The sequence below is a fragment of the Ensifer sp. ENS06 genome, assembly GCF_014852205.1.
Classification (GTDB): Bacteria; Pseudomonadota; Alphaproteobacteria; order Rhizobiales; family Rhizobiaceae; genus Ensifer; species Ensifer adhaerens.
In genome coordinates this window covers 233979-255772 of sequence record NZ_JACVBC010000001.1, presented here as the reverse complement: position 1 = coordinate 255772, position 21794 = coordinate 233979, and the positions used below count along the sequence as shown (strand labels likewise).

The 21794-nt window shown below is 63.4% G+C and carries 24 protein-coding genes; 20 read left to right on the top strand and 4 right to left on the bottom strand.

Annotation, left to right across the window (positions count from 1 at the left end):
- Positions 1-191 precede the first annotated feature (191 nt).
- The 7 genes from IB279_RS01330 to IB279_RS01300 all read left to right on the top strand — a co-directional run bounded on the left by IB279_RS01330 (position 192) and on the right by IB279_RS01300 (position 8550).
- Entirely contained in the window at positions 192-566 is a 375-nt protein-coding gene (locus IB279_RS01330; RefSeq protein ID WP_060519659.1) for a septal ring lytic transglycosylase RlpA family protein, read from the top strand.
- 136 nt (positions 567-702) lie between these two features.
- Positions 703-1989, top strand: coding sequence for an RsmB/NOP family class I SAM-dependent RNA methyltransferase (locus IB279_RS01325; RefSeq protein WP_034804507.1), 1287 nt, complete (start codon positions 703-705; stop codon positions 1987-1989).
- Between the two features lie 189 nt (positions 1990-2178).
- Entirely contained in the window at positions 2179-3459 is a 1281-nt protein-coding gene (locus IB279_RS01320) for an imelysin family protein (protein ID WP_192338943.1), read from the top strand.
- A 49-nt stretch (positions 3460-3508) separates the two neighbouring features.
- On the top strand, positions 3509-5038 hold the full coding sequence (locus IB279_RS01315; protein WP_113186857.1) for a di-heme oxidoredictase family protein: 1530 nt from the start codon (positions 3509-3511) through the stop codon (positions 5036-5038).
- The gene (locus IB279_RS01310) at positions 5038-6153 is read left to right on the top strand and encodes an imelysin family protein (protein ID WP_113186858.1); all 1116 of its coding nucleotides are present in this window, start codon (positions 5038-5040) and stop codon (positions 6151-6153) included. Before IB279_RS01315 ends, IB279_RS01310 begins: the two co-directional genes overlap by 1 nt.
- A gap of 242 nt (positions 6154-6395) precedes the next feature.
- The gene (locus IB279_RS01305) at positions 6396-7385 is read left to right on the top strand and encodes a magnesium transporter CorA family protein (RefSeq protein ID WP_060519881.1); all 990 of its coding nucleotides are present in this window, start codon (positions 6396-6398) and stop codon (positions 7383-7385) included.
- A 61-nt stretch (positions 7386-7446) separates the two neighbouring features.
- On the top strand, positions 7447-8550 hold the full coding sequence (locus tag IB279_RS01300) for a DUF1513 domain-containing protein (protein WP_246801839.1): 1104 nt from the start codon (positions 7447-7449) through the stop codon (positions 8548-8550).
- Between the two features lie 13 nt (positions 8551-8563).
- Here IB279_RS01300 and IB279_RS01295 read toward each other — a convergent pair whose 3' ends face one another.
- Positions 8564-9118 carry a GNAT family N-acetyltransferase gene (locus IB279_RS01295; RefSeq protein WP_034804517.1) on the bottom strand — a complete coding sequence of 185 codons (555 nt, stop codon included), beginning with the start codon at positions 9116-9118 and terminating at the stop codon, positions 8564-8566.
- An 84-nt stretch (positions 9119-9202) separates the two neighbouring features.
- On the opposite strand from IB279_RS01295, the gene IB279_RS01290 reads away from it, so the two are divergent.
- The 4 genes from IB279_RS01290 to guaA all read left to right on the top strand — a co-directional run bounded on the left by IB279_RS01290 (position 9203) and on the right by guaA (position 12589).
- Positions 9203-9655, top strand: coding sequence for a TspO/MBR family protein (locus tag IB279_RS01290; RefSeq protein ID WP_113186859.1), 453 nt, complete (start codon positions 9203-9205; stop codon positions 9653-9655).
- 76 nt (positions 9656-9731) lie between these two features.
- Positions 9732-10184 (top strand): PaaI family thioesterase, encoded by a 453-nt coding sequence (locus IB279_RS01285; RefSeq protein WP_113186937.1) that lies wholly within the window; start codon positions 9732-9734, stop codon positions 10182-10184.
- Positions 10181-10819, top strand: a complete 639-nt coding sequence (locus tag IB279_RS01280) for a 5'-methylthioadenosine/S-adenosylhomocysteine nucleosidase (protein WP_113186860.1) — start codon at positions 10181-10183, stop codon at positions 10817-10819. The genes IB279_RS01285 and IB279_RS01280 overlap by 4 nt, the downstream gene beginning before the upstream one ends.
- Before the next feature lie 207 nt (positions 10820-11026).
- Entirely contained in the window at positions 11027-12589 is a 1563-nt protein-coding gene (gene guaA / locus IB279_RS01275; protein WP_034804526.1) for a glutamine-hydrolyzing GMP synthase, read from the top strand.
- 101 nt (positions 12590-12690) lie between these two features.
- On the opposite strand, the gene IB279_RS01270 is transcribed toward guaA, so the two are convergent.
- Positions 12691-13137, bottom strand: coding sequence for a MarR family winged helix-turn-helix transcriptional regulator (locus tag IB279_RS01270; protein ID WP_060608412.1), 447 nt, complete (start codon positions 13135-13137; stop codon positions 12691-12693).
- Positions 13138-13285: 148 nt separating this feature from the next.
- Between IB279_RS01270 and IB279_RS01265 the strand changes: the two genes are divergently transcribed.
- The 6 genes from IB279_RS01265 (at position 13286) to IB279_RS01240 (ending at position 17200) form a co-directional block, all read left to right on the top strand.
- Complete coding sequence (locus tag IB279_RS01265) at positions 13286-14044, top strand: alpha/beta hydrolase (protein WP_113186861.1); 759 nt, start codon at positions 13286-13288, stop codon at positions 14042-14044.
- Positions 14045-14309: 265 nt separating this feature from the next.
- A complete protein-coding gene (locus IB279_RS01260; RefSeq protein ID WP_060580615.1) occupies positions 14310-15044 on the top strand; it encodes an SDR family oxidoreductase in 735 nt (244 codons plus the stop codon).
- A 124-nt stretch (positions 15045-15168) separates the two neighbouring features.
- The gene (locus IB279_RS01255) at positions 15169-15498 is read left to right on the top strand and encodes a helix-turn-helix transcriptional regulator (RefSeq protein WP_060580687.1); all 330 of its coding nucleotides are present in this window, start codon (positions 15169-15171) and stop codon (positions 15496-15498) included.
- Positions 15495-15962: an SRPBCC domain-containing protein gene (locus IB279_RS01250; protein WP_034804539.1), complete on the top strand. Its 468-nt coding sequence runs from the start codon at positions 15495-15497 to the stop codon at positions 15960-15962. Before IB279_RS01255 ends, IB279_RS01250 begins: the two co-directional genes overlap by 4 nt.
- A 120-nt stretch (positions 15963-16082) precedes the next feature.
- Complete coding sequence (locus IB279_RS01245) at positions 16083-16496, top strand: GFA family protein (protein WP_034804542.1); 414 nt, start codon at positions 16083-16085, stop codon at positions 16494-16496.
- A gap of 131 nt (positions 16497-16627) precedes the next feature.
- The gene (locus IB279_RS01240; RefSeq protein WP_089043147.1) at positions 16628-17200 is read left to right on the top strand and encodes a 2'-5' RNA ligase family protein; all 573 of its coding nucleotides are present in this window, start codon (positions 16628-16630) and stop codon (positions 17198-17200) included.
- A gap of 67 nt (positions 17201-17267) precedes the next feature.
- Here the strand turns inward: IB279_RS01240 and IB279_RS01235 are convergent, their stop codons facing one another.
- Positions 17268-17894 (bottom strand): glutathione S-transferase family protein, encoded by a 627-nt coding sequence (locus IB279_RS01235; RefSeq protein WP_034804548.1) that lies wholly within the window; start codon positions 17892-17894, stop codon positions 17268-17270.
- A gap of 171 nt (positions 17895-18065) precedes the next feature.
- On the opposite strand from IB279_RS01235, the gene IB279_RS01230 reads away from it, so the two are divergent.
- Entirely contained in the window at positions 18066-19124 is a 1059-nt protein-coding gene (locus tag IB279_RS01230) for a succinylglutamate desuccinylase/aspartoacylase family protein (RefSeq protein ID WP_113186864.1), read from the top strand.
- Between the two features lie 28 nt (positions 19125-19152).
- Here IB279_RS01230 and IB279_RS01225 read toward each other — a convergent pair whose 3' ends face one another.
- Positions 19153-19626: an Lrp/AsnC family transcriptional regulator gene (locus IB279_RS01225; RefSeq protein ID WP_089043352.1), complete on the bottom strand. Its 474-nt coding sequence runs from the start codon at positions 19624-19626 to the stop codon at positions 19153-19155.
- A 241-nt stretch (positions 19627-19867) separates the two neighbouring features.
- Between IB279_RS01225 and tatA the strand changes: the two genes are divergently transcribed.
- Both tatA and IB279_RS01215 read left to right on the top strand, forming a co-directional pair.
- Positions 19868-21037 (top strand): tyrosine aminotransferase, encoded by a 1170-nt coding sequence (gene tatA, locus IB279_RS01220; protein ID WP_113186865.1) that lies wholly within the window; start codon positions 19868-19870, stop codon positions 21035-21037.
- An 8-nt stretch (positions 21038-21045) separates the two neighbouring features.
- On the top strand, positions 21046-21678 hold the full coding sequence (locus IB279_RS01215) for a YitT family protein (protein WP_089043143.1): 633 nt from the start codon (positions 21046-21048) through the stop codon (positions 21676-21678).
- Positions 21679-21794 lie beyond the last annotated feature (116 nt).

Below are 21794 nucleotides of genomic sequence, written 5' to 3'. Positions count from 1 at the left end.
AACCCCTGATTCCAAAGAACTCCTGTCTGCGTTTAAACTATTTCAAACAATCTTCGTTTTTGAAATTTCGTCATTTTTTAATAAATCCTAATAGAGCGTAAATGGTTGAAGCACGTTTTTGCCATTTTTCGCCCCAATTAGCGGTTCTCAGAAGTTTTTAACCAAGTGTTTTGACCGAGGGGATCGCCAGTTTGACGCCAGCGAAGATCAAGACGGCTGCCGCTGCAGCGCTATTCACGGCCACTATCGGTCTCGTCTCCGTTTCCGATAGCCATGCAGCCGGCGCTGGCTGCGGCGGCGCATCCTGGTATGCGCTGAGCTCCAAGACCGCCTCCGGCGAGCGCATGAATGCCGCTCACCTGACGGCCGCCCATCGCAGCCTGAAATTCGGCACCAAGGTGCAGGTCACCAACAAGCGCAACGGCAAGAGCGTTATCGTTCGCATCAACGATCGTGGCCCGTTTATCCGCGGTCGCGTCATGGATCTTTCCAAGGCTGCAGCATCGCAGATCGGCATGGTCCGCTCCGGCACTGCCAGCGTCTGCTATCGCGTCGTCAATTCCTGATCTTGAAATACTGCTACCCGGCCTGCGGGCGGGTGGATCTACTTCGCTAAAGACCGTTCTCGGCGGTTAATCTTCTCCGCCGTCTTGCTCTTCGATGCCATCGCCGTTACCACGGCGAAAAAGGAGTTGATCGAAGATGCGTTTGGGCGGCAGGCTCGCTGGAGCCATTGAGGTTCTTGAGGATATCGAAAAGCGGAAGCGCCCGGTCGCCGACGCGCTCAAGGATTGGGGCCTTGGCCACCGTTTCGCCGGATCCGGCGATCGCTCGGCGATCGGCAACATCGTCTACGACGCCCTTCGCATGAAGCTCTCCCACGCCTACCTGATGGATAGCGACAGCGCCTCGGCCCTCGGCCACGCGGTGATGTACCGCCAGTGGGGCTTTTCGCCCGAGGCGCTGGCCGCCGAGCTCGATGGCGACAAGTTCGCGCCGGAGGCACCGGCCGAACAGCTTCAGGCCTTCAGGTCGCGCCGGATCGAGGACGCCCCGGCCCATGTACAGGGCGACATCCCCGAATGGGTCCAGGCCTCCTTTGAAGAGAACTTTTCCGACGACTGGCTGGAAGAAGCCAAGGCGCTCGCCGGCCGGCCGACGCTGGACCTGCGCGCAAACACGCTGAAGGCGTCGCGCGCCAAGGTCCTGAAGGCACTGGAGCGCAGCGGTGCCGAGGCCGCAACGATCGCCCGCAACGGTATCCGCATTCCCGCCGGCGAAGGCGCCTCGCGCCTGCCGAACGTCACGGCCGAGCTTTCCTTCCAGAAGGGCTGGTTCGAGGTCCAGGACGAGGGCTCGCAGATCGTCGCCGATCTCGCCTATCCGCAGGAAGGCGAACAGGTGCTCGACTATTGCGCCGGCGGCGGCGGCAAGACGCTCGCCATGTCGGCGGCGATGAACAACAAGGGCCAGGTGCACGCCTACGACACCGACCGCAAGCGGCTAGCCCCGATCATCGAGCGGCTGAAGCGCGCCGGCACCCGCAATGTCCAGGTGCATGAATCCACCGACAGCCTCGCGCCGCTTGCCGGCCGTTTCGACCGCGTGCTGGTCGATGCGCCCTGCACCGGCACCGGTACCTGGCGCCGTCGCCCGGACACCAAGTGGCGGCTGAACCAGAAAAACCTCGAAGAGCGCATCTCCCAGCAGGAAGAAGCGCTGGCAAGCGCTGCCCAGTTCGTCCGTCCCGGCGGCCATCTGATCTACGTCACCTGCTCGGTACTGCCTGAGGAAAACGAGGCGCAGGTCTACGGCTTCTGCGAAGACAATCCGGAATTCGAGATCCTGTCGGCCGCCGATATCTGGGCGACGCTGTTCGGCACCGACAAGCCGCAGCCCTGGTCGGCGGACATGAAGACGGTGACGCTGACACCCGCTTCCACCGGCACGGACGGCTTCTTCTTCTGCCTGATGCAACGCAAGGGTTAAGGCCGTTTGACGATCGGCAAAAGACGCGCATCAGATTGAAAGCGTTCTAAACTATACACTTTGACACAAGTTTGCTTTTGGTTCATGAGAAGCGAGCTCGGCGGGGCCTTTTCTGATGGTTCGACGGCTGAACGACGCCATGTTTTGCGGCTCGTTCGACGGCGCCGGGGGACGCAACAGGAGAGGGTCATGACCAAGAAATTTTTCCGGGGCGCCGCGCTGGCGCTGATGACGGCGACCTCGGCGATGGCCCTGCAGCCGGCCCATGCCGCAACCGATGCCGCCGCCGTGGTGAAGCACTACACCGCCGTCGCCCACGCCAAGTTCGAAGACGCGCTGACGACCGCAGAAGCGCTCGACAAGGCCGTTGACGCGCTGATCGCGACGCCGAGCGAAGAAACGCTGAAGGCCGCGCGCGACGCCTGGAAGAAGGCCCGCAACCCCTACCAGGAAACCGAAGTCTACCGTTTCGGCAACGCGATCGTTGACGAGTGGGAAGGCAAGGTCAACGCCTGGCCGCTCGACGAGGGCCTGATCGACTATGTCGATCCGAGCTATGGCACCGAGAGCGACGAGAACGCGCTGTTCACCGCCAATGTCATCGCCAACAAGACGATCAAGATCGACGGCAAGGACGTCGACGCTTCCAACATCACGCCGGAATTCCTGGCGGGCACGCTGCAGGAAGCCGGCGGCATCGAAGGAAACGTCGCGACCGGCTACCACGCGATCGAGTTCCTGCTCTGGGGCCAGGACCTGAACGGGACCAAGGCCGGCGCCGGCAACCGCCCCTATACCGACTACGACACCAAGGCCTGCACCGGCGGAAATTGCGACCGCCGCGCCGCCTACCTGAAGGCTGCGACCGAGCTGCTCGTTTCCGACCTCAAGGAGATGGTTGCCAACTGGACGCCGGATGGCGCCGCGACCAAGGCGGTCGAGGCCGACCCGAAGGCTGGTCTCGTCGCCATCCTCACCGGCATGGGCTCGCTCTCCTATGGCGAACTGGCGGGCGAGCGGATGAAGCTCGGCCTGCTGCTGCACGATCCGGAAGAAGAGCATGACTGCTTCTCCGACAACACGCACAACTCGCACCTGCACGATGCGATCGGCATCCAGTCGGCCTATACCGGCGAATATACCCGCGTCGACGGCACGAAGATGACAGGCCCGTCGCTGTCCGAACTCGTCTCCGCCAAGGATGCAGCGCTCGACAAGGAAATGGCCGGCAACCTTTCGACCACGGTCGAGAAGATGCAGGCGATGGCCAAGCGCGCGGAAACGACCGAGGCCTACGACCAGATGATCGGCGAAGGCAATGCCGAGGGCAACGCCACCGTTCAGGCGGCGATCGACGGCCTGATCGCCCAGGCAAAGACCGTACAGCGCGTCATTGCGTCGCTGGATCTCGGCACCGTCGAGCTTGAAGGTTCCGACAGCCTGGATAATCCTAACGCCGTCTTCCAATAAGCTGAAAAGGCGGGCCGCATCGACAAAGACGCGGCCCGATCCTCCTGAGATGAAATCTGGCGCTTTCCGCCTTTGCGCGCTTGTTCTCGTTCAAGCGCTTTTCACGGCCCTGCCCGCCTTCGCCGGCGACGGCTTTTTGACCGAACGCTCCGACCTCAACGACAAGGACCGCCAGCGCGTCCAGGCGGTGACGCGGCCTGCGACCGATTTCTCCAAGGCGGAAACCTTCGAAGCCATGTCCGGCGGTGCGGCCACCTCGATCGCGCCCGTCAATGCCGACAGTTTTTCGCAATTCTCGGCCAATCTCACCTTCCAGGAGGAAGAGGGCTTCAAGCTCGGCAACGCGCTCTTTCGCAAGCTTTGGGTTTCCTCCCCCTCCTCCACACAGGCCTCCGACGGGCTCGGCCCACTCTACAACGCCCGAGCCTGCCAGAGCTGTCACCTGAAGGACGGGCGCGGCCGGCCACCGGAAGGTGCCGTCGATACAACCTCGATGTTCTTCCGCCTGGCGCGGCCGCCCCGCGACGACGAGGAGCGCCGGATGATTGCGGCGCACGAGGTGGTGAACTTCGGCGACGCTGTTTATGGCGCCCAGCTTCAGGATAGCGCCGTGCCCGGCCTTGCCGCCGAAGGCCATCTGAAGATCAGCTACACCGAGGAGCCCTTCACTTTCCCCGACGGCGAAACGGCCTCTCTGCGCCGACCAGGCTATTCGGTGGCCGATCTCGCCTATGGCCCGCTCGATCCGGAAACCACGCTCTCGCCGCGTGTGGCGCAGCCGATGATCGGCCTTGGCCTGATCGAGGCGATCCACGAGGCGGATATCCTCGCCCTTGCCGACCCCGACGACAGGGATGGCGACGGCATCAGCGGACGGCCGGCGCTGACGCGCGACGCCAGGACCGGCAAGCTCATGCTCGGGCGCTTCGGCTGGAAGGCGCAGAACGCCACCGTGCGGCAACAGAGCGCCGATGCCTTCGCCACCGACATCGGCATCTCTTCACCCGACGCCGACCGCCCGCATGGCGACTGCACCGCGGCCCAGGCACAATGCCTGACCATGCCGACCGGCGAGCAGGCACGCCTTGGCCCCACAGAAGCGCCCGACCCGGTGCTCAACCTCGTGACCTTCTATTCGGAGAACCTGGCCGTGCCGGCGCGGCGCAAGGCGAGCTTTGCGGAGACACTGCGTGGCAAGAAGGTCTTCTACGAACTCGGCTGCACCAGTTGCCACACACCGAAATTCGTCACCCGCTGGGACGCGGCCAACAAGGCGCAGTCGTTCCAGCTGATCTGGCCCTATTCCGATTTCCTGCTGCACGACATGGGCGAGGGTCTTGCCGACGGACAGCAGGTGGGTGTGGCCACCGGCGGCGAGTGGCGCACGCCGCCGCTTTGGGGCATCGGCTTGACGAAGACCGTCAGTGGGCACACCTTCCTGCTCCACGACGGACGCGCCCGCAATTTCACCGAAGCGATCCTCTGGCACGGCGGCGAAGGGCAGAAGGCCCGTGACGCCTTTGCCGCCCTTGCCGCAAGCGATCGCCGCGATCTCCTTGCCTTCCTGGAGTCACTCTAATGCCCCGCACGCATACGCTTACTCTCGCTTTTGCCCTGACCTTGACCGCCGTTTTCCCGGCGGTGGCCCAGGAAGGAAGCGCGCTCTCGCCGCGCGTCGTCAACGAGGCGGCCGTGCCCGCGGTCATGGCCAAAGCCGTCGACGACTTCATCATCCCCGGCTATCGCAACCTCACGGAAAAGACCGCTGCCGCCACGCAGGCCACGGCCAAGCTCTGCGCGGCGCCGTCGCAGGCGACGGTCGATGGCGCTCGCGTTGCCTTTTCCGAGATGGTCGGCGCCTGGTCGGCGATCGAAGTGGTGAGGCTTGGTCCGGCACTTGAGCAGAACCGCTTCGAGCGGTTCCTGTTCTACCCCGACCGCAAGAGCACGGGCCTGAAGCAGGTGCAGGCGATCGTTTCGAAGCACGATGAAAGCGCAACGGACGAAGCCAAACTCAAGGGCAAGAGCGTCGCCGCACAAGGGCTCGGCGCGCTCGAATACGTGCTCTATGGCACGGGCGCCGATTCGCTTCTGAACAAGGACGGTGATTTCCGCTGCCGCTACGGCCTGGCGATCACCAAGAACCTCGACACGATCGCCAACGAGTTCCTGGCCGCATGGCAGAAGCCCGATGGCATTCAGGCGGCCTGGAAACATCCGGGCCCTGACAATCCCGAGTTCCGCGACAACCGCGAAGCGGCAACAGAACTGCTCGGCATTCTCGTCCATGGCGTCGAGACGGTGAAGGACCAGCGGCTGAAGCCGTTCTACGAGAGCAAGGACGACAAGGGACATCCGAAGCTCGCGATCTACTGGCGCTCCGGCAACACCATGCCGTCGATCGCCGCCAACGTGCGGGGCCTGAAGACACTGTTCGACGTTGCCGACATGCAGAGCCTTTTGCCGGAAGACAGCCGCTCGGTCGCGGGTTCCGCCGACTTCGTCTTCAAGTCGGTGATCGGCATGGCCGGCAACATCGACGGACCGATCGATCAGGCGCTCGAGGACAAGGACAAACGGGCCAAGCTCGCCTTCCTGTCGCTCAATACCAATGACCTTCTCGATCGGCTGAACAAGGATTTCGGCGGTGCGATCGGGCTTGGCGCGGGCTTCTCCTTTGCCGACGGCGACTAGAGCGGGATGAGGAAACGTGTGCGCGGTTTTCCGCCCGCATCCCGCTCAAGCGCCGAGTGTTGACAATCAAGGCTTTTGGGCGCAAAGCGCTTCCCGTGTCCGCTCTCGCGGGCACGTTTCACCACAAGGACCAACTCCCAATGAACCCCGACAGTCGAAGTCGAGCCTTCACGCTCACGGCCGTCCGGTCCTGATTGATCAGGGCTTCAGGCGGTCGGATGACTCGCCCTATGGAGCCCAATATGCTGCGCATCTACAAAAGCCAGAACAGCCACCTCGTGCTTGTCGACATGATCGACGGCATCGCCCTGCCGACGCCGGCAATCTGGTACGACCTCTACAATCCATCGGCCGAGGAAACGCGGCTCGTCGAAGGCCAGCTCGGCATCGAGATCCCGACCCGCGACGAGATGCAGGAGATCGAGCTTTCCGACCGCCTCTACCAGGAGGCCGGCGCCGAATTCATGACGATGACGGCCGCCGCCAAGCTCGACAGCGATTATCCGGTCAAGGTGCCGGTGACCTTCATTCTCAAGGGCACGACGCTGGTTACCGTGCGCCACGCGGACCCGAAGCCGTTCCAGAATTTTTCCAATCGCATCCAGAAGGCAAACGGCCAGATCTGCGAAAGCGGCGAACTGGTGATGCTCGGGCTGCTTGAGGCGATCATCGACCGTACGGCGGATGCCCTGGAGCGCGCCGGCAGCGAGGTCGACGGAATTTCGCGGGATGTGTTCCGCAAGACCAATGCCAGCGCCACCAAGAAGACGCGCGACCTGCAGTCGCTGATCGAGCAGATCGGCCAGAAGGGCGACCTTTTGACGGTCATCCGCGAAAGCCTGGTCAGCATCGGCCGGCTCGTCGCCTATCATGTGGCGCTCGAAGGCATGGGGCCGCGCAAGGCAGGCAAGGAAAGCCGGCAGCGGATCAAGCTGATCCAGCGGGACGCGACGTCGCTTGGTGATCACGCGCTGTTCCTGTCGAACAAGATCAATTTCCTGCTCGACGCGACGCTTGGCCTCATCAACCTCGAGCAGAACCAAATCATCAAGATCTTCTCGGTTGCCGCCGTCGTCTTCCTGCCGCCGACGCTGGTCGCCTCGATCTACGGCATGAACTTCGGGGTGATGCCGGAACTGCAATGGGAATTCGGCTACCCTGCGGCACTGATGCTGATGGTGATCTCGGCGATCGTGCCCTATTTCTACTTCAAGCGCCGGGGCTGGCTCTGAGCGCGCAACCTGCTGCATCGCAGCCCTGAGCGGGCACTCCGCCCAGGGCTTGCAGATTTCCATGACGAGCGAGGATGGCATGACAGCCGCCACGGGCCTGATCGACCGGCGCAGTTTCCTGAGGATGGCGGGCGCGGCCTGGGTGGCGAGCCTCGCGCCTGAGCGAGCCTTCGCCCTGACCAGGGCCGACGCCGTCTTTGCCTCGGCCTTCATGGCGCCGGACGGCAGCTATGGCGTCGCGACGCTCACGGAAGCGGGCGAGATCATCGACCGCACGGCGCTGCCGGCCCGTGCACACGGCATGGCCTATTCGCCCGTCAGCCGCCGCACCGTCGCCTTTGCCCGCAGGCCCGGCACCTATGCGATGATCCTTGCAACCGACGGCACGGCCGAGCCGATCGTGATCACCGCTGCCGACGGCCGGCATTTCTACGGGCATGGCTGCTTCTCGGCAGACGGCAAGCTGCTCTACGCCACCGAGAACGACTTTGCCGCCAATCGCGGCATGGTTGGCATCTATGACGGCAGCGACCACTTCACCCGCATCGGCGAATTCCCGACCTATGGCATCGGCCCACACGACATGACGCTGAGCGCCGACGGGAAACTGCTGGCGATTGCAAATGGCGGCATCGAGACCCATCCGGATTTTGGCCGCACCAAGCTCAATCTCGACCATATGGAGCCGAGCCTGACGCTGGTCGATACGCGAACCGGCGCGCTCGTACAGAAGCACGGTCTGCCGGATGATCTCAGCCGCCTGTCGACCCGGCATGTCGATATCGGTCCGAAGGGCGAGATCTGGTTTGCCTGCCAGTATGAGGGTGCGCGCAGCGACCTGCCGCCGCTCGTCGGCTCGTTTTCCCAGGGCGAAGACCTGAAGTTCCTGTCTCTGCCCGAGCGCACGACGGAAGCGCTGGCGAACTATGTCGGCGCCATCGCCGTCAACCGGAACGAGGGGCTGATCGGACTGACTTCGCCGAAGGGCGGCGTGGCGGTGATGCTCGATGCACGAACCGGTACCGTGCTGAAGGAAGAGCGCGTCGCCGATGCGGCGGGGGTCGCCAGAGTCGACCACGGCTTTGCCGTTTCCTCCTATGACGGCCACTTCAAGGCTAACAAGAGCCGCGTCGCCTGGGACCAGCACATCGTGCGGTTGGCTTAGGCCTAAGACGATCTCAGGCCGAAAAACGGCCGTCGCCGGAGAGTTTTGCCAGATCGTTCCAACGATAGGCGGTCTGGTCGTGGTTTTCGCCGCCGAGGCTCACCTGGCCCTGGCCAACGGCAATGGCGCCGAGATGCTCGTAGAAGCCCCGATTCGGGTTGCTGGAAAGCACCCAGGCAAAGAGCGACTTGCCGCCAAGCTCCCGGCAGTGACCGGCGACGCTGCGCACCAGTGCCGAGCCGATGCCCGCGCCCTGGAACTCTTTCAGGATGTAAAGCGCATAGAGCTCGCGGTCGAACCGCGGCGGCATCGAGCGCGCCTTGCCGTAATTGGCAAAGCCGATCACCTTGTTCGTGCTCACGTCAACCGCAACCAGATGGAAGACGTCGGCGATGCGCATGCGTCTTGCGTGGCGCAACGCCTGCTCCTCGATGCTCATGGCGTCGAGAAAGGCATCGGAAATCAGCCCGCGGAAGGTCGATCGCCAGGTTTCGACGATAACGGAGGCGATCATCATGATGTCATCCGGGCCGGCCGGCCGGATGTCGATACGTCGGAAGGTCTTCATGGCAGCTCATATAGGTGGTGCATGATGGCTTCAAAACGGCGGCCCCGCTGGAAAGACGGAAAGTCTGTTCTATCTGGCGAGATCATGAACAGAACCATCGTATACGTAGTCTTCATCGCCGCCGTTCTCGGCCTCGGCCTTCTCATCGGCACCAACAACATCCCCGGCGAATGGTACCGGTCGCTGGCAAAGCCAGCCTTCAATCCACCGGACTGGATCTTCGCGCCGGTCTGGTCGATCTTATACGTGATGATCGGCGTTGTCGGCGCCCGCATGTTTCTCGATCATCGGCGCAGCGCCGCCATGCGCCTGTGGCTGGCGCAGATGATCCTCAACGTCCTCTGGTCGCCACTGTTTTTCGGCATGCAGGATATAGCGTCGGCGCTGATCGTGATCATCGCGCTCGTGATCGCGGTTGCCGGCTTCGTCGTCGCAAGTTGGCAACGGGATCGCATTTCAGCCCTGCTGTTCCTTCCCTATCTCGCCTGGGTTGCGTTTGCGACGGCGCTCAACAGCGCGATTTTGCTCATGAATTGAACTTGTCCGACCTTCACGACCGTGCCACTGTCCCGCGGTCATAATGATGCCGCCCGACACAAAGGCCCATGGACTGATGGACGACCGTGATCCCCCCGATTTCCGAAAGCGCATTCGCGAGAGCTTCGCGCGGCAGGCGGCGATGCGCACGATCGGAGCCGAACTGACACTTGTCGAGCAAGGCACGGTCGAAATCGAGCTGCCCTTCGACGACAAGCTGACGCAGCAGCACGGCTTCCTGCATGCCGGCGTGATCTCCGCGGCGCTGGATTCAGCCGGCACCTATGCGGCCTATTCGGTGATCGACCCGAATGCCTCGATCCTGACGATCGAGTTCAAGGTCAACCTGCTTTCGCCCGGGCGCGGCGAACGCTTCCTCTTCCGCGGCGAGGTGACAAAGCCCGGATCGACGATCATCGTTTCCGACGGTCGCGGCTATGCGATCCGCTCCGACGGACCGGCAAAGCTGATCGCCTCGATGACCGGAACGATGATGGTTGTGCGCGGACGCGAAGGGATCGAAGGATGAGTTTTGCCGTCAAGGACGTTGCCGGACACAAGGTGCTCTACGTCATGGCCGTGGATGCCGAGTACGGTCCGCACCTGAAAGGCCGGATCAAGCCACTGATGACCGGCGTCGGGCCGGTCGAGGCGGCCGTCGTGTTGACGCGCACGCTTGCCGAACTCGCCGCCGAGCGGACCCTGCCCGATCTCGTCGTTTCGCTCGGCTCGGCGGGTGCCGCCACGCTCGAACAGACCGAAGTTTACCAGGCGGTTTCCGTCGGCTACCGCGACATGGATGCCTCGCCGCTCGGCTTCGAGAAGGGCGCAACGCCGTTTCTCGACCTTCCGGCCGTGGCGCCGCTGCCGCTGCGCATCCCCGGCGTTCCGGAAGCGCGGCTTTCGACCGGCGCCAACATCGTCTCGGGCGCTGCCTACGAGACGATCGACGCCGACATGGTCGAGATGGAGACCTTCGCGGTGCTGCGCGCCTGCCAGTCCTTCGGCATTCCTTTGATTGCGCTTCGCGGCATTTCCGACGGCAAGGCCGAACTGAAGCACGTCAACGACTGGACGGAGTATCTTCACGTCATCGACGAGAAGCTTGCAAGCGTGATCGACCGGTTGGAGAATGCGGTTTCGAGCGGCGTGATCCCGCTCTAGACCCCGATGGCTTCGGGTCTGGTCGACCCAAGGCCCTAAACGTGATCGATGCTCACAAATCAGAACGGGATGCGGGCGGAAAACCGCACGCACTTTTCCTCATCCCGCTCCAAAACCCCGGAATTGTCCGGGTGCAATTGAATCGTTGCGTCGATGGCGGGCTTTCATTAAAGGCTCGCCATGATCAAGCTTGTTTGAAGGCACCCAATGACCCAGACAGCCCATCCCGACACCGTCCTTATCGTCGACTTCGGCAGCCAGGTGACGCAGCTCATCGCCCGGCGCGTGCGCGAATCCGGTGTCTATTGCGAAATCGTGCCGTTCCAGTCGGCCGAAGAAGGTTTTCAGCGGCTGAAGCCGAAGGCCGTCATCCTTTCCGGCAGCCCGGCCTCGACGCTCGATATCGGCTCGCCGCGTGCGCCCTCGGTGATCTTCGATTCCGGCCTTCCGGTGTTCGGCATCTGCTATGGCCAGCAAACCATTTGCGCCCAGCTCGGCGGCAAGGTCGAGAGCGGCCATCACCGTGAATTCGGCCGCGCCTTCCTGGAAGTCGAAAAGGAATGCGCGCTGTTCGACGGTCTCTGGTCCCTCGGCTCGCGCCACCAGGTCTGGATGTCGCATGGCGACCGCGTCACCGCGATCCCCGAAGGCTTCGAGGTCGTCGCGACCTCCGCCAACGCCCCCTTCGCCTTCATCGCCGACGAGAAGCGCAAGTACTACGCCGTGCAGTTCCATCCGGAAGTCGTGCACACGCCCGATGGCGCCAAGCTGATTTCCAACTTCGTGCACAAGATCGCCGGCATCAAGGGCGACTGGTCGATGTCGGCCTATCGCGCCAAGGCGGTCGAGGCGATCCGCCGCCAAGTCGGTGACAAGAAGGTGATCTGCGCGCTCTCGGGCGGCGTCGACAGCTCGGTTGCGGCACTGCTGATCCATGAAGCCGTTGGCGACCAGCTCACCTGCATCCTCGTCGACCACGGCCTGATGCGCAAGGACGAGGCAAAGAACGTCGTTGCGATGTTCGAGGAGCACTACAACCTGCACCTCCTGCACGTCGACGCTTCCGACCGGTTCATCGGCGAGCTGGAAGGCCAGAGCGATCCGGAAACCAAGCGCAAGATCATCGGCCGCCTGTTCATCGAGGTGTTCGAGGAAGAGGCAAAGAAGCTCGGCGGTGCGGACTTCCTCGCCCAAGGGACCCTCTATCCCGACGTGATCGAAAGCGTCTCGTTTACCGGCGGCCCGTCGGTGACCATCAAGTCGCACCACAATGTCGGCGGCCTGCCGGAGCGCATGAACATGCAGCTCGTCGAGCCGCTGCGCGAACTCTTCAAGGACGAAGTGCGCGTGCTCGGCCGCGAACTCGGCTTGCCCGACAGCTTCATCGGCCGCCACCCCTTCCCGGGTCCGGGCCTTGCCATCCGTTGCCCGGGCGGCATCACCCGCGAGAAGCTCGAGATCCTGCGCGAAGCGGATGCGATCTATCTCGACGAAATCCGCAAGGCCGGCCTCTACGACGCCATCTGGCAGGCTTTCGCTGTGCTTCTGCCGGTGCAGACCGTCGGCGTCATGGGCGATGGCCGCACCTACGAGTTCGTCTGTGCACTTCGCGCCGTCACCTCGGTCGACGGCATGACGGCGGACTTCTACCACTACGACATGGAATTCCTCGGCCGCGCGGCGACGCGCATCATCAACGAGGTCCGCGGCATCAACCGCGTCGTCTACGACGTCACCTCGAAGCCGCCGGGCACGATCGAGTGGGAATAAACGCGCGGACGCATCTGCTGCGTCGGTGATAAAAAATGTTAAAGGGCGTGCTTCGGCGCGCCCTTTTTGCTTCCCGGCACAGTCGCGGCCCGGGTGCAGCGCTACTTCACCGCGTCGCGCATGCCATCGCGGAGTTTCCGCACCCGCTCGTTCAAATCGATCATTTCCGGCACCGTGAAGCCGGAGTTTTCCAGAAGCGCATCGGTCAGGCAGCCGGTCTTCACGTGGAGGCCGCGCCCTTTCGCGGTGAGGTGGACCTCGACCTGCCGCTCGTCGGTGACGCTGCGATGCCGACCCAGGAAGCCGGCAGCTTCGAGCCGCTTCACAGCCGGCGTGATCGTGCTCGATTCCAGACCCAGCCGATCGGCAATCGCCGAGATCGTCAACCCATCCCTCTCCCAAAGCGTGCTCAGGACGAGATACTGCGTGTAGGTCACACCGAGCGCATCGAGCATCGGCTTGTAGACGCGGTTGATGGCGATCGACGCCGAGTAGATCGAAAAACAGAGCTGGCTGTCGAGCGGCAGCGTTGTCGGTTCTTCAGGCATTCCAACCTCCTTGCGGCGCTTTGCGGCTTCTTCCGCGAAAATAGATATCGCGATAATTAATATCTTTACAAGAAACCGGAGTCGCCGTATACGATGATTATCGCGATAATGAATGTCGCGCAAAACAACTCAACGAAGGAGACCCGAAATGCTCAAGTCCCTCATCACCGCCGCCGCTTTCGCCCTCTCCGCAAGCGCGCTGACGGCGGCCCAGGCCGCCCCCGCCACCAAGAATGTCGTGCTCGTTCACGGCGCCTTTGCCGACGGCTCCGGCTGGCAGGGCGTCTACAACATCCTGAAGAAGGACGGCTATAACGTCACCATCGTGCAGAACCCGACCCTGACGCTTGCCGGCGATGTCGCGGCCACCAAGCGTGCGATCGCCGCTCAAGACGGCCCGATCGTGCTCGTCGGCCACTCCTATGGCGGCGTGGTCGTTTCGGAAGCCGGCACCGATGAGAAGGTGAAGTCTGTCGTCTACATCGCCGCCTTCGCGCCGGATAAGGGCGAGTCCGTTTCCTCGCTCATCGCCAACCCGCCGGCCGGCGCGCCCGTTCCGCCGATCCTGCCGCCGGTCGATGGTTTCCTCTCGCTCGACAAGGAAAAGTTCGCCGCCGCCTTCGCGGCCGATGTCGATCCTGAGATTGCCGCCTTCATGGCCGACTCCCAGGTCCCGTGGGGGGTCGAAGCGGCAGCCGGCGCCGTCACCGCTCCGGCCTGGAAGGAGAAGCCGAGCTTCTATCTGGTCGCGACCGACGACCACATGATCCCGCCGGCCGCCCAGCGCCAGATGGCAAAACGCGCCGGCTCCACCGTGGTCGAAACATCCGGCAGCCACGCCATCTACGTCTCGAAGCCGGAAGCGGTCGCCAAGCTGATCGAGCAGGCAGCGCAGGCGAGCGAATAAGCGATATCAACCGGCAACGAAGGCAAAAGGGCGAAGCGCGACACTTCGCCCTTTTGCTTGTCTCGAAGACAATCCGGAAGATCCTGGTGGACGCCATTGCCGGCCCTGTTGCCGCCAGATCTTTGGTTAGAATTTCTGACCGCCCCATGCTCGATCGGCACCTCGATCGAACGGATCGCCCTTTCTATCTTCTGTCTCACCGGCGCTCAGGCCCAACGCCCGAGCCGGACTCAAACAGAAACGCACCTTTCGAAAGGGCATATCCATGGAAAATGTTCACGGGAAAGTCGTGGCCGTGACCGGCGCAAGCAGCGGCATCGGCGAAGCCGCTGCGAAGCTGCTGGCGGCTGCCGGAGCCAAGGTCGTGATTGGCGCACGCCGGTCCGACCGGCTGGAACGCATCGCCGGCGAAATCGCCGGCGCCGGCGGCGAGGTCCGCTTTCGCGTGCTCGACGTTACCGACCGCGGCGACGTCGCCGCCTTCGCCCGCTTTGCCCAGGCCGAATTCGGCCGCCTCGATGTCATCGTCAACAATGCCGGCGTGATGCCGCTGTCGCCGCTGGCAGCGCTCAAGGTCGACGAGTGGGATCGCATGGTCGACGTGAATATCAAGGGTGTGCTCTACGGTATCGCCGCGGCCCTGCCGATCATGAGCGCGCAAGGGGACGGGCAGATCATCAACATCTCCTCGATCGGCGGCCATTCCGTGTCACCGACGGCCGCCGTCTATTGCGCCACCAAGTTCGCCGTCCGGGCGATCTCGGACGGCCTGAGGCAGGAGACCGACCGCATCCGCGTTACCGTCATCTCGCCCGGAACGACGACCTCCGAACTCGCCGATACGATCAGCGATTTGACCGCACGAGAAACCATGAAGGAATGGCGGGCCGTCTGCATCAGTCCTGACGCCATCGCGTCGTCGATCGCCTACGCCATCGGACAGCCCGACGATGTCGACGTCAGCGAGATTATCGTGCGCCCGACGGCGAGCCCGCATTGAGGCTATGTCCTCGGGGGATCAAAGCGACTGAAGGCACGCCTCGAGCGTGCCTTTTCGTTCTGCAGCAGCATTCAAATCAATAGCATTGACTAATCAATTAGTACCTGCTATTTATTTATCCATGATGATCGAAGCCGCTCCCATCACCGCCGTCATGCGCGCCCTTGCCGATCCGACCAGGCGCGCCGTGTTCGAGCGCATCGCCAATGCCGACGAGATCACCGTCGTTGAACTGACGCGCGGCAGCGGCGTGACGCAGGGCGCGATTTCGCAGCACCTCAAGTCGCTGAAACAGGCGGGTCTCGTCGCCGAGCGCCCGGAGGGCCGCAACGTCTATTACCGCGCCGAGCCCGAGGGCCTGGCGCCGCTCGTCGACTGGATGAGCCACTACGGTACCTTCTGGCGTGACCGCTTCGCCAATCTGCGCACCCTTCTCAAGGAGATCGATCCATGACCGACGCAGCAGCCTTGAAACTCGAGACCCAGGATATCGTCGTCGACGAGGTCTTTCCGCATACGCCCGAGACGATCTGGAGGACGCTGACCAACGGCGAATTGATGGGCCGATGGATCATGCCGCCGACCGGCTTCCAACCGGTGGAAGGCACCCATTTCACCTTCCGGACGACGCCCGCCGGCGCATGGGACGGGACCATCCGTTGCCAGGTGCTGGAGGTGCGCCCGCATGAGCGTTTCGTCTACTCCTGGAAAGGTGGCGACGAAGGCAACAGCGGCTATGGCTCGCGTCTCGATACGGTCGTCACCTGGACGCTGACGAAGGTCGACAACGGCACCCGCCTCCGGCTCGTTCATTCCGGCTTCGTCACGCCGAAGAACGACAGCGCCTATGCCAACATGAGCAATGGCTGGCCGAAGGTCCTGTCGCGGCTCGGCACCATTACCGACGAACAGCATTGAAGCCCAAGCCGGGTCGCCATAGCGATCCGGCCCCCCCCCCGAAACAGGCAAAGTGATTGGTCGGCGTCGCCCTCGCAGCCACGCGAAAGGCTTTGCCGTGCCCGAGACTGGAGCGAATGTATGAGCAAGTCCTATATCGGCGGATGCGCCTGCGGCGCGATCCGCTACGAGATCTCAGGAGAACCGGTCTTCTCCAACGACTGCCAGTGCCGTGATTGCCAGCACGAAAGCGGGACCGGGCACGGATCGCATATGACGTTCCGCCGCGAGGGCGTGAAGCTCGAAGGTCAGGCCTCGCATTGGGACATGGTCGCCGACAGCGGCCATGTGAAGACGCGCGGCTTCTGCCCCAGTTGCGGCTCTCCGGTCTACATGACCTTCTCAGCCATGCCGGAGTTCTTCAGCGTTCGCGCTGCAAGCCTCGACGATCCCAGCCGTTACAGACCGCAAGCGGTGACCTACGCCGTGCGCGGCCTTGCCTGGGACCGTCTCGATCCGAATTTGCAGAAATTTGGCCGGATGCCGACGGAGTAGCGAAGCAACAGCCTCGGCCAACGGTGAAGTCTTCCATTCCCCGCCGGATGTCCTTGGCATTGTCAGCCGGCATCCCCATCTCCGGTCGAGACCACATGTCGTGGCGCGCGACCCGGGCGGCGGAGGGTACCATGTCGTCGAACCAATTCGCATTCGATCTCGGCTGTCCCCAGCCAGCGCCGGCAATCGACATCCTATACTTCGCGCTACTTCCGGACGAGCCGGCTGCCACGAAGGCACTGGCGATTGCCGAAAGGGATTTCGCCGACCAGATGGCGGATGGCTTCATCTATCGGCCCGATCGCCTGCACGTCTCTGTCGACAAGCGCTGGCAGGGCCGCGGCTTGCCCGACTTCGCGGTTGCGGATGCGCTGCGGCAGGGTGACCGCGTCGACGTGCCAGCGGTCGAGATCCGCCTCGACAGGTTGGTCAGCAACGGCAATGGCCGCGACCGGCCGCGCGCCCTGACGACGCGCGACGCCGCGCCGGGCTTCAGCGCGCTGGTCCGGCAGATCGAGGCGCTCAAACGCCCGCTCATGGCAATCCCCCATATGACGCTCTACCGGAACGATCGGGTCGCGCCGGATCTCCGCGTTTCCGAACCGGTCTCCTGGGTGGCGCGCGAACTCGTTCTGATCCATGCCCGCAAGGGGGCGGGCTCTACGAAGATCCTCGCCCGCTGGTCGCTATTGCCGTCGCGCTGAAGTCCAGGCGGAAGGTAGCCGTACACCTTGGTGATGTGCCAGCCCGGCTCCGACGGGGAGCCCCCCCTTACGCGGGCGGAATGAAGGGCTGGCTGATCGTCTGGAACACCGGAAGCGCTTCAAGCATGTCCGCATGCGCCTGCAGACGCGGATAGCGCCCCATCGCGACCAGGTCGGGATGCACCTCCTTGAGGAAGCGCAACACGGCCGCAACGGCGATATCCACATGGCCGATGCGCTCGCCGAACCAATAGGCGCCCGTGCTTTGCGCGCGGCTCGTTTCGAGCACTTGAAGCGTCTCTTCGATCTGGCGGCGGCAGCGGTCGACCCAGAGTGCCGAGACCGCCCCGTGCAACCGCTTCTCGTAGAACAGGCTGACGGCCTTGTCGCCGAGGCCCGTGGCAAGCGTCGCGATTCTCAGCACCCGATGGCGCGCCGGTTCCGTTCGCGGGAACAGGACCCGGTCGTCGGAAACGAGACTGTCGAGATAATCGAGAATGATATGGCTGTCGGTAAGCACCGTCCCATCGTCCAGCACCAGCGTCGGCACGCGCGTCAGCGGATTGTAGGCCCGAAGCTCGTCGGCATTGCCGAAGGACGACCAGGGACGGTGTTCGAACGGGATGTCGTAAAGGCTGAGCGCGATGCCCACGCGTCGCACGAAGGGGGAGTCATATTGGCCGATCAGGATCATCTTGCTGTCTCCCACCTGTGCTGGATGCTTCACGGAACAATAGGCCTGCCGATCATGTCAAAGCCAGAGCGACGTCGGCGCAACCCGAAACCGCACCCTAGTTCTTAGCGACTTGCGGAGCGCCTTGGGAATGCCGATAAGCGCGACCAACGAACGATACGGGAGGAGCCCATGGACGTTTCCGAAATCATCATCGCCGGCGATACGCCCGGTATCGAATGGCGCCTGCCGGTTTTCCGTTTCAAGGGCAGAACGGCCGCTGCACCGAAGACCTACATCCAGGCGGCGCTGCACGCCAACGAACTGCCGGGCACCGCACTTGCCCATTTCCTGCTGCAGCGGCTGCAGCAGGCGGAGAAGGACGGCGCCATCCTCGGCGACATCACCGTCGTGCCCCAGGCAAACCCGATCGGCACCGCGCAGTCGCATTTCGGCGAGTTGCAGGGCCGCTTCGACCTCGGCTCACGCACGAACTTCAACCGTGATTTTCCGCTGATCACGCTTGGCGACCGTGACCGGCTGATCGACGATCTCGACCGCTACTCGGCGACGGATCGGCTGAAACGGCAGCTGCTGCATATGGCGCTCGGCGCCGACCTGATGCTCGATCTTCATTGCGACGACGAGGCGCTGCAATACGCCTATATCGACGACGCCTTCTGGCCGGAAGCGGGCGACCTCGCCTCGGCGCTCGATATGGAGGCGGTCTTCCTTTCGGACGGCGAAAGCTCCGCCTTCGAGGAGGCTGTCGCCTATGCCTGGAAATACGAAACCGGGCAGAAGAAGACACGCCTGCCGGGACGCCTCTCGGTGACGGTCGAGCTTCGCGGCACGCGCGACGTCTATCCGGAGCTTGCTCGCAAGGATGCCGAAGGGGTCTTCCGCTTCCTCGTCGTCCGCGGCGTCATTACCGGTGACGAAGAAACGATTGCACCCTTCGCTGGCATCATCGCACCGCTCGACAACATCGAGATGATCCGGGCCCCTGAGGCCGGCGCCATCCTGTTCCACCGGGATATCGGCGAGAGCGTGAAGGCAGGCGATCTGCTCGCAACGATCCTTACGCGCCCCGGCCAGGCGGACGGCGCCCTCGAGGTGCGCGCGCCCCAAGACGGGCTGATTGTCACCCGCGTCTCGACCCGCCTTGCACGCCGGCGCTCGGACTTGATGAAGATCGCCTGCGCTGCGCCGTCGAGCGCCGGGCGCAAACCCGGGTCGCTTGAAGCCTAGGGCCTGGGATTGAATGTTCAAGCGGCCGTCACGCCCCCGTGGCGGCCGTCATCTTTGGGCTGTCGAGCAGAATGGTCGAGCGCAACGTCTTGATCTCGGCGATCTGCTCGAATTCGCTCCAGAGCAGGCGTTTGTAATCCGCGACGTCGCGCACCGCGATCTTCAGAAGAAAATCGAAATCGCCGGCGACCGTGTGGCATTCCACCACCTCCGGCATGCGCGACACCAGCTCGATGAAGCGCTGGCCGACCTTGCTTGCGGTGCGCTCCAGCGTCACCTCGACGAAGGCCTGGAAGCCGATGCCGGCTGCCTTCGGATCGACGACCACCGTCTGGCGGATGACGCCGGCCGCATAGAGCCGGGCAAGGCGGCGCGACAGCGGCGCCGGCGAGAGCCCGACTCTCGCCGCAAGCGCGTTGTTGCTGAGCGATGCATCCTCCACCAGAAGGCGGATGATCCGCCGGTCGATCTGATCCAGTTCCACCGCCATCTTCTCAACCATCATCGCCCCCAACGCTTCGATTTCGGCTTCAGGAAGTATGCCGCAGCACGCAAATCAGCAAATGAATTGCAGAATTTTGCGCAAATAGCACGCTGTCGATATTGTCTCCGTGGCAAATATCGCATCGATTTTGCGCTTGCACTGACTTAAGAAGAAAGCCGCAGGGCAGCCGGAGGAACGGCGGCCGGCAGGCTTTTTCGACCGATAACGCATCGCTGCCACTCAAGGGGGAATTTCCGGCATGTTCGACGCTCTGATCCGCCAACCCGATGATCCGTTGCTGGCCCTGATCGGGCTTTACCGCAAGGACGAGCGCCCCGGAAAGGTCGATCTCGGCGTCGGCGTCTACCGCGACGAAACCGGCCACACCCCGATCTTTCGCGCCGTCAAGGCAGCGGAGAAGCGTCTGCTCGAAACGCAGGACAGCAAGTCCTATGTCGGCCCCGAGGGCGATCTCGTCTTTATCGATCATCTCTGGACGCTGGTCGGTGGCGATACCATCGATCGCAGCCATATCGCCGGCGTGCAGACGCCGGGCGGTTCCGGCGCTCTCCGGCTCGCGGCCGACCTCATCCACCAGATGGGCGGCAAGCGCATCTGGATCGGGCTGCCGAGCTGGCCAAACCATGCCAGCATCTTCAAGACCGCTGGCCTTGAGCCCGCCGGTTACCCGTTCTTCGACGTGCCGACGCAGAGCGTGCTCTTCGAAAACATGATGACGGCGCTCCAGAGCGCTGCCGCCGGCGACGCCGTGCTGCTGCATGCGAGCTGCCACAACCCGACGGGCGGCGTCATCACGCGAGCGCAGTGGATGGAGCTTGCCGCCGTCATCGCCGAGCGCGGCCTGCTGCCGCTCGTCGACCTTGCCTACCAGGGCTTCGGCCGCGGTCTCGACGAGGATGTCGCCGGTCTCCGCCACCTGATCGGCGTCGTTCCGGAAGCGCTGGTTGCCGTTTCCTGCTCCAAGTCCTTCGGGCTCTATCGCGAGCGCGCCGGCGCGATCTTCGCGGTGACGGCCTCGTCGTCTTCGGCCGATACGGTCCGCTCCAACCTCGCCGGCCTTGCCCGCACCAGCTACTCGATGCCGCCGGATCACGGTGCTGCAATCGTGCGGATGATCCTTTCCGACGCCGAGCTCAAGCGTGACTGGCAAGCAGAACTCGAAACCATGCGGCTGCGCATCACCAACATCCGCCGCGCGCTCGCCGAAGGCTTGCGCGATCGCTGGCAGGCGCTCGGCGCCGTCGCCAGCCAGGAAGGCATGTTCTCGCTGCTTCCGCTTGCCGAGGCCGACGTCATGCGACTTCGGAACGAGCACGGCATCTACATGCCCGGTTCCGGCCGCATCAACATTGCCGGCCTGAAGACGGCGGAAGTCGACGGCGTCATCGCCAACTTCAAGAACCTCTGAGGACCATGATGGCCGAGCACAGCATCGACGCGACAGAAACCCCGACTGAACGCCATCGCCTGTACGAGGATGCGCTGGCGATCCTGACGGGCACGCTGATCATGTCGCTCGGCATCATCATCTACAGCAAGGCGATGCTGCTCACGGGCAGCACGTCGGGCCTGGCACTGCTTCTGCAATATGCGACCGGCGCCGAGTTCTGGCTGGTCTTTTCGCTCGTCAACCTGCCCTTCTACGTCCTGGCGGTCAAACGGCTCGGCTGGATGTTTGCGCTGCGCACCTTCATCGCCGTCAGCCTCGTCTCGCTGTTTTCTCGGCTGACGGCCGGCTGGGTGGAGATCGCCCGGCTTGACCCGATCTATGCGGCGGTCGTCGGCGGCGGGCTGATGGGCATGGGCCTGTTGATCCTCTTTCGCCATCGCACCGGGCTTGGCGGCATCAACATCGTCGCGATCTATCTCCAGGAAAGGTTCGGCATCCGTGCCGGCTATTTCCAGCTGGCGGTCGATCTCACCATTCTGGCTGCCGCCTTCTTCGTGTTGCCGCCATCGAACCTGGTGCTCTCGGTGATCGGGGCCGCTGTCGTCAACATGACGCTGGCGATCAATCACAAGCCGGGACGCTACGCCGGCGTGACCTGACGCAAGGTCTCGGTCTTCCCTCCCGCGCATCGGGCGGCTATCACTCCTGCCACGCTTTGAAATTGCGCGATTCCCAGAGGCGCGGCCGTTCGGGAATTGCTCGCTGCGGCTGGAGC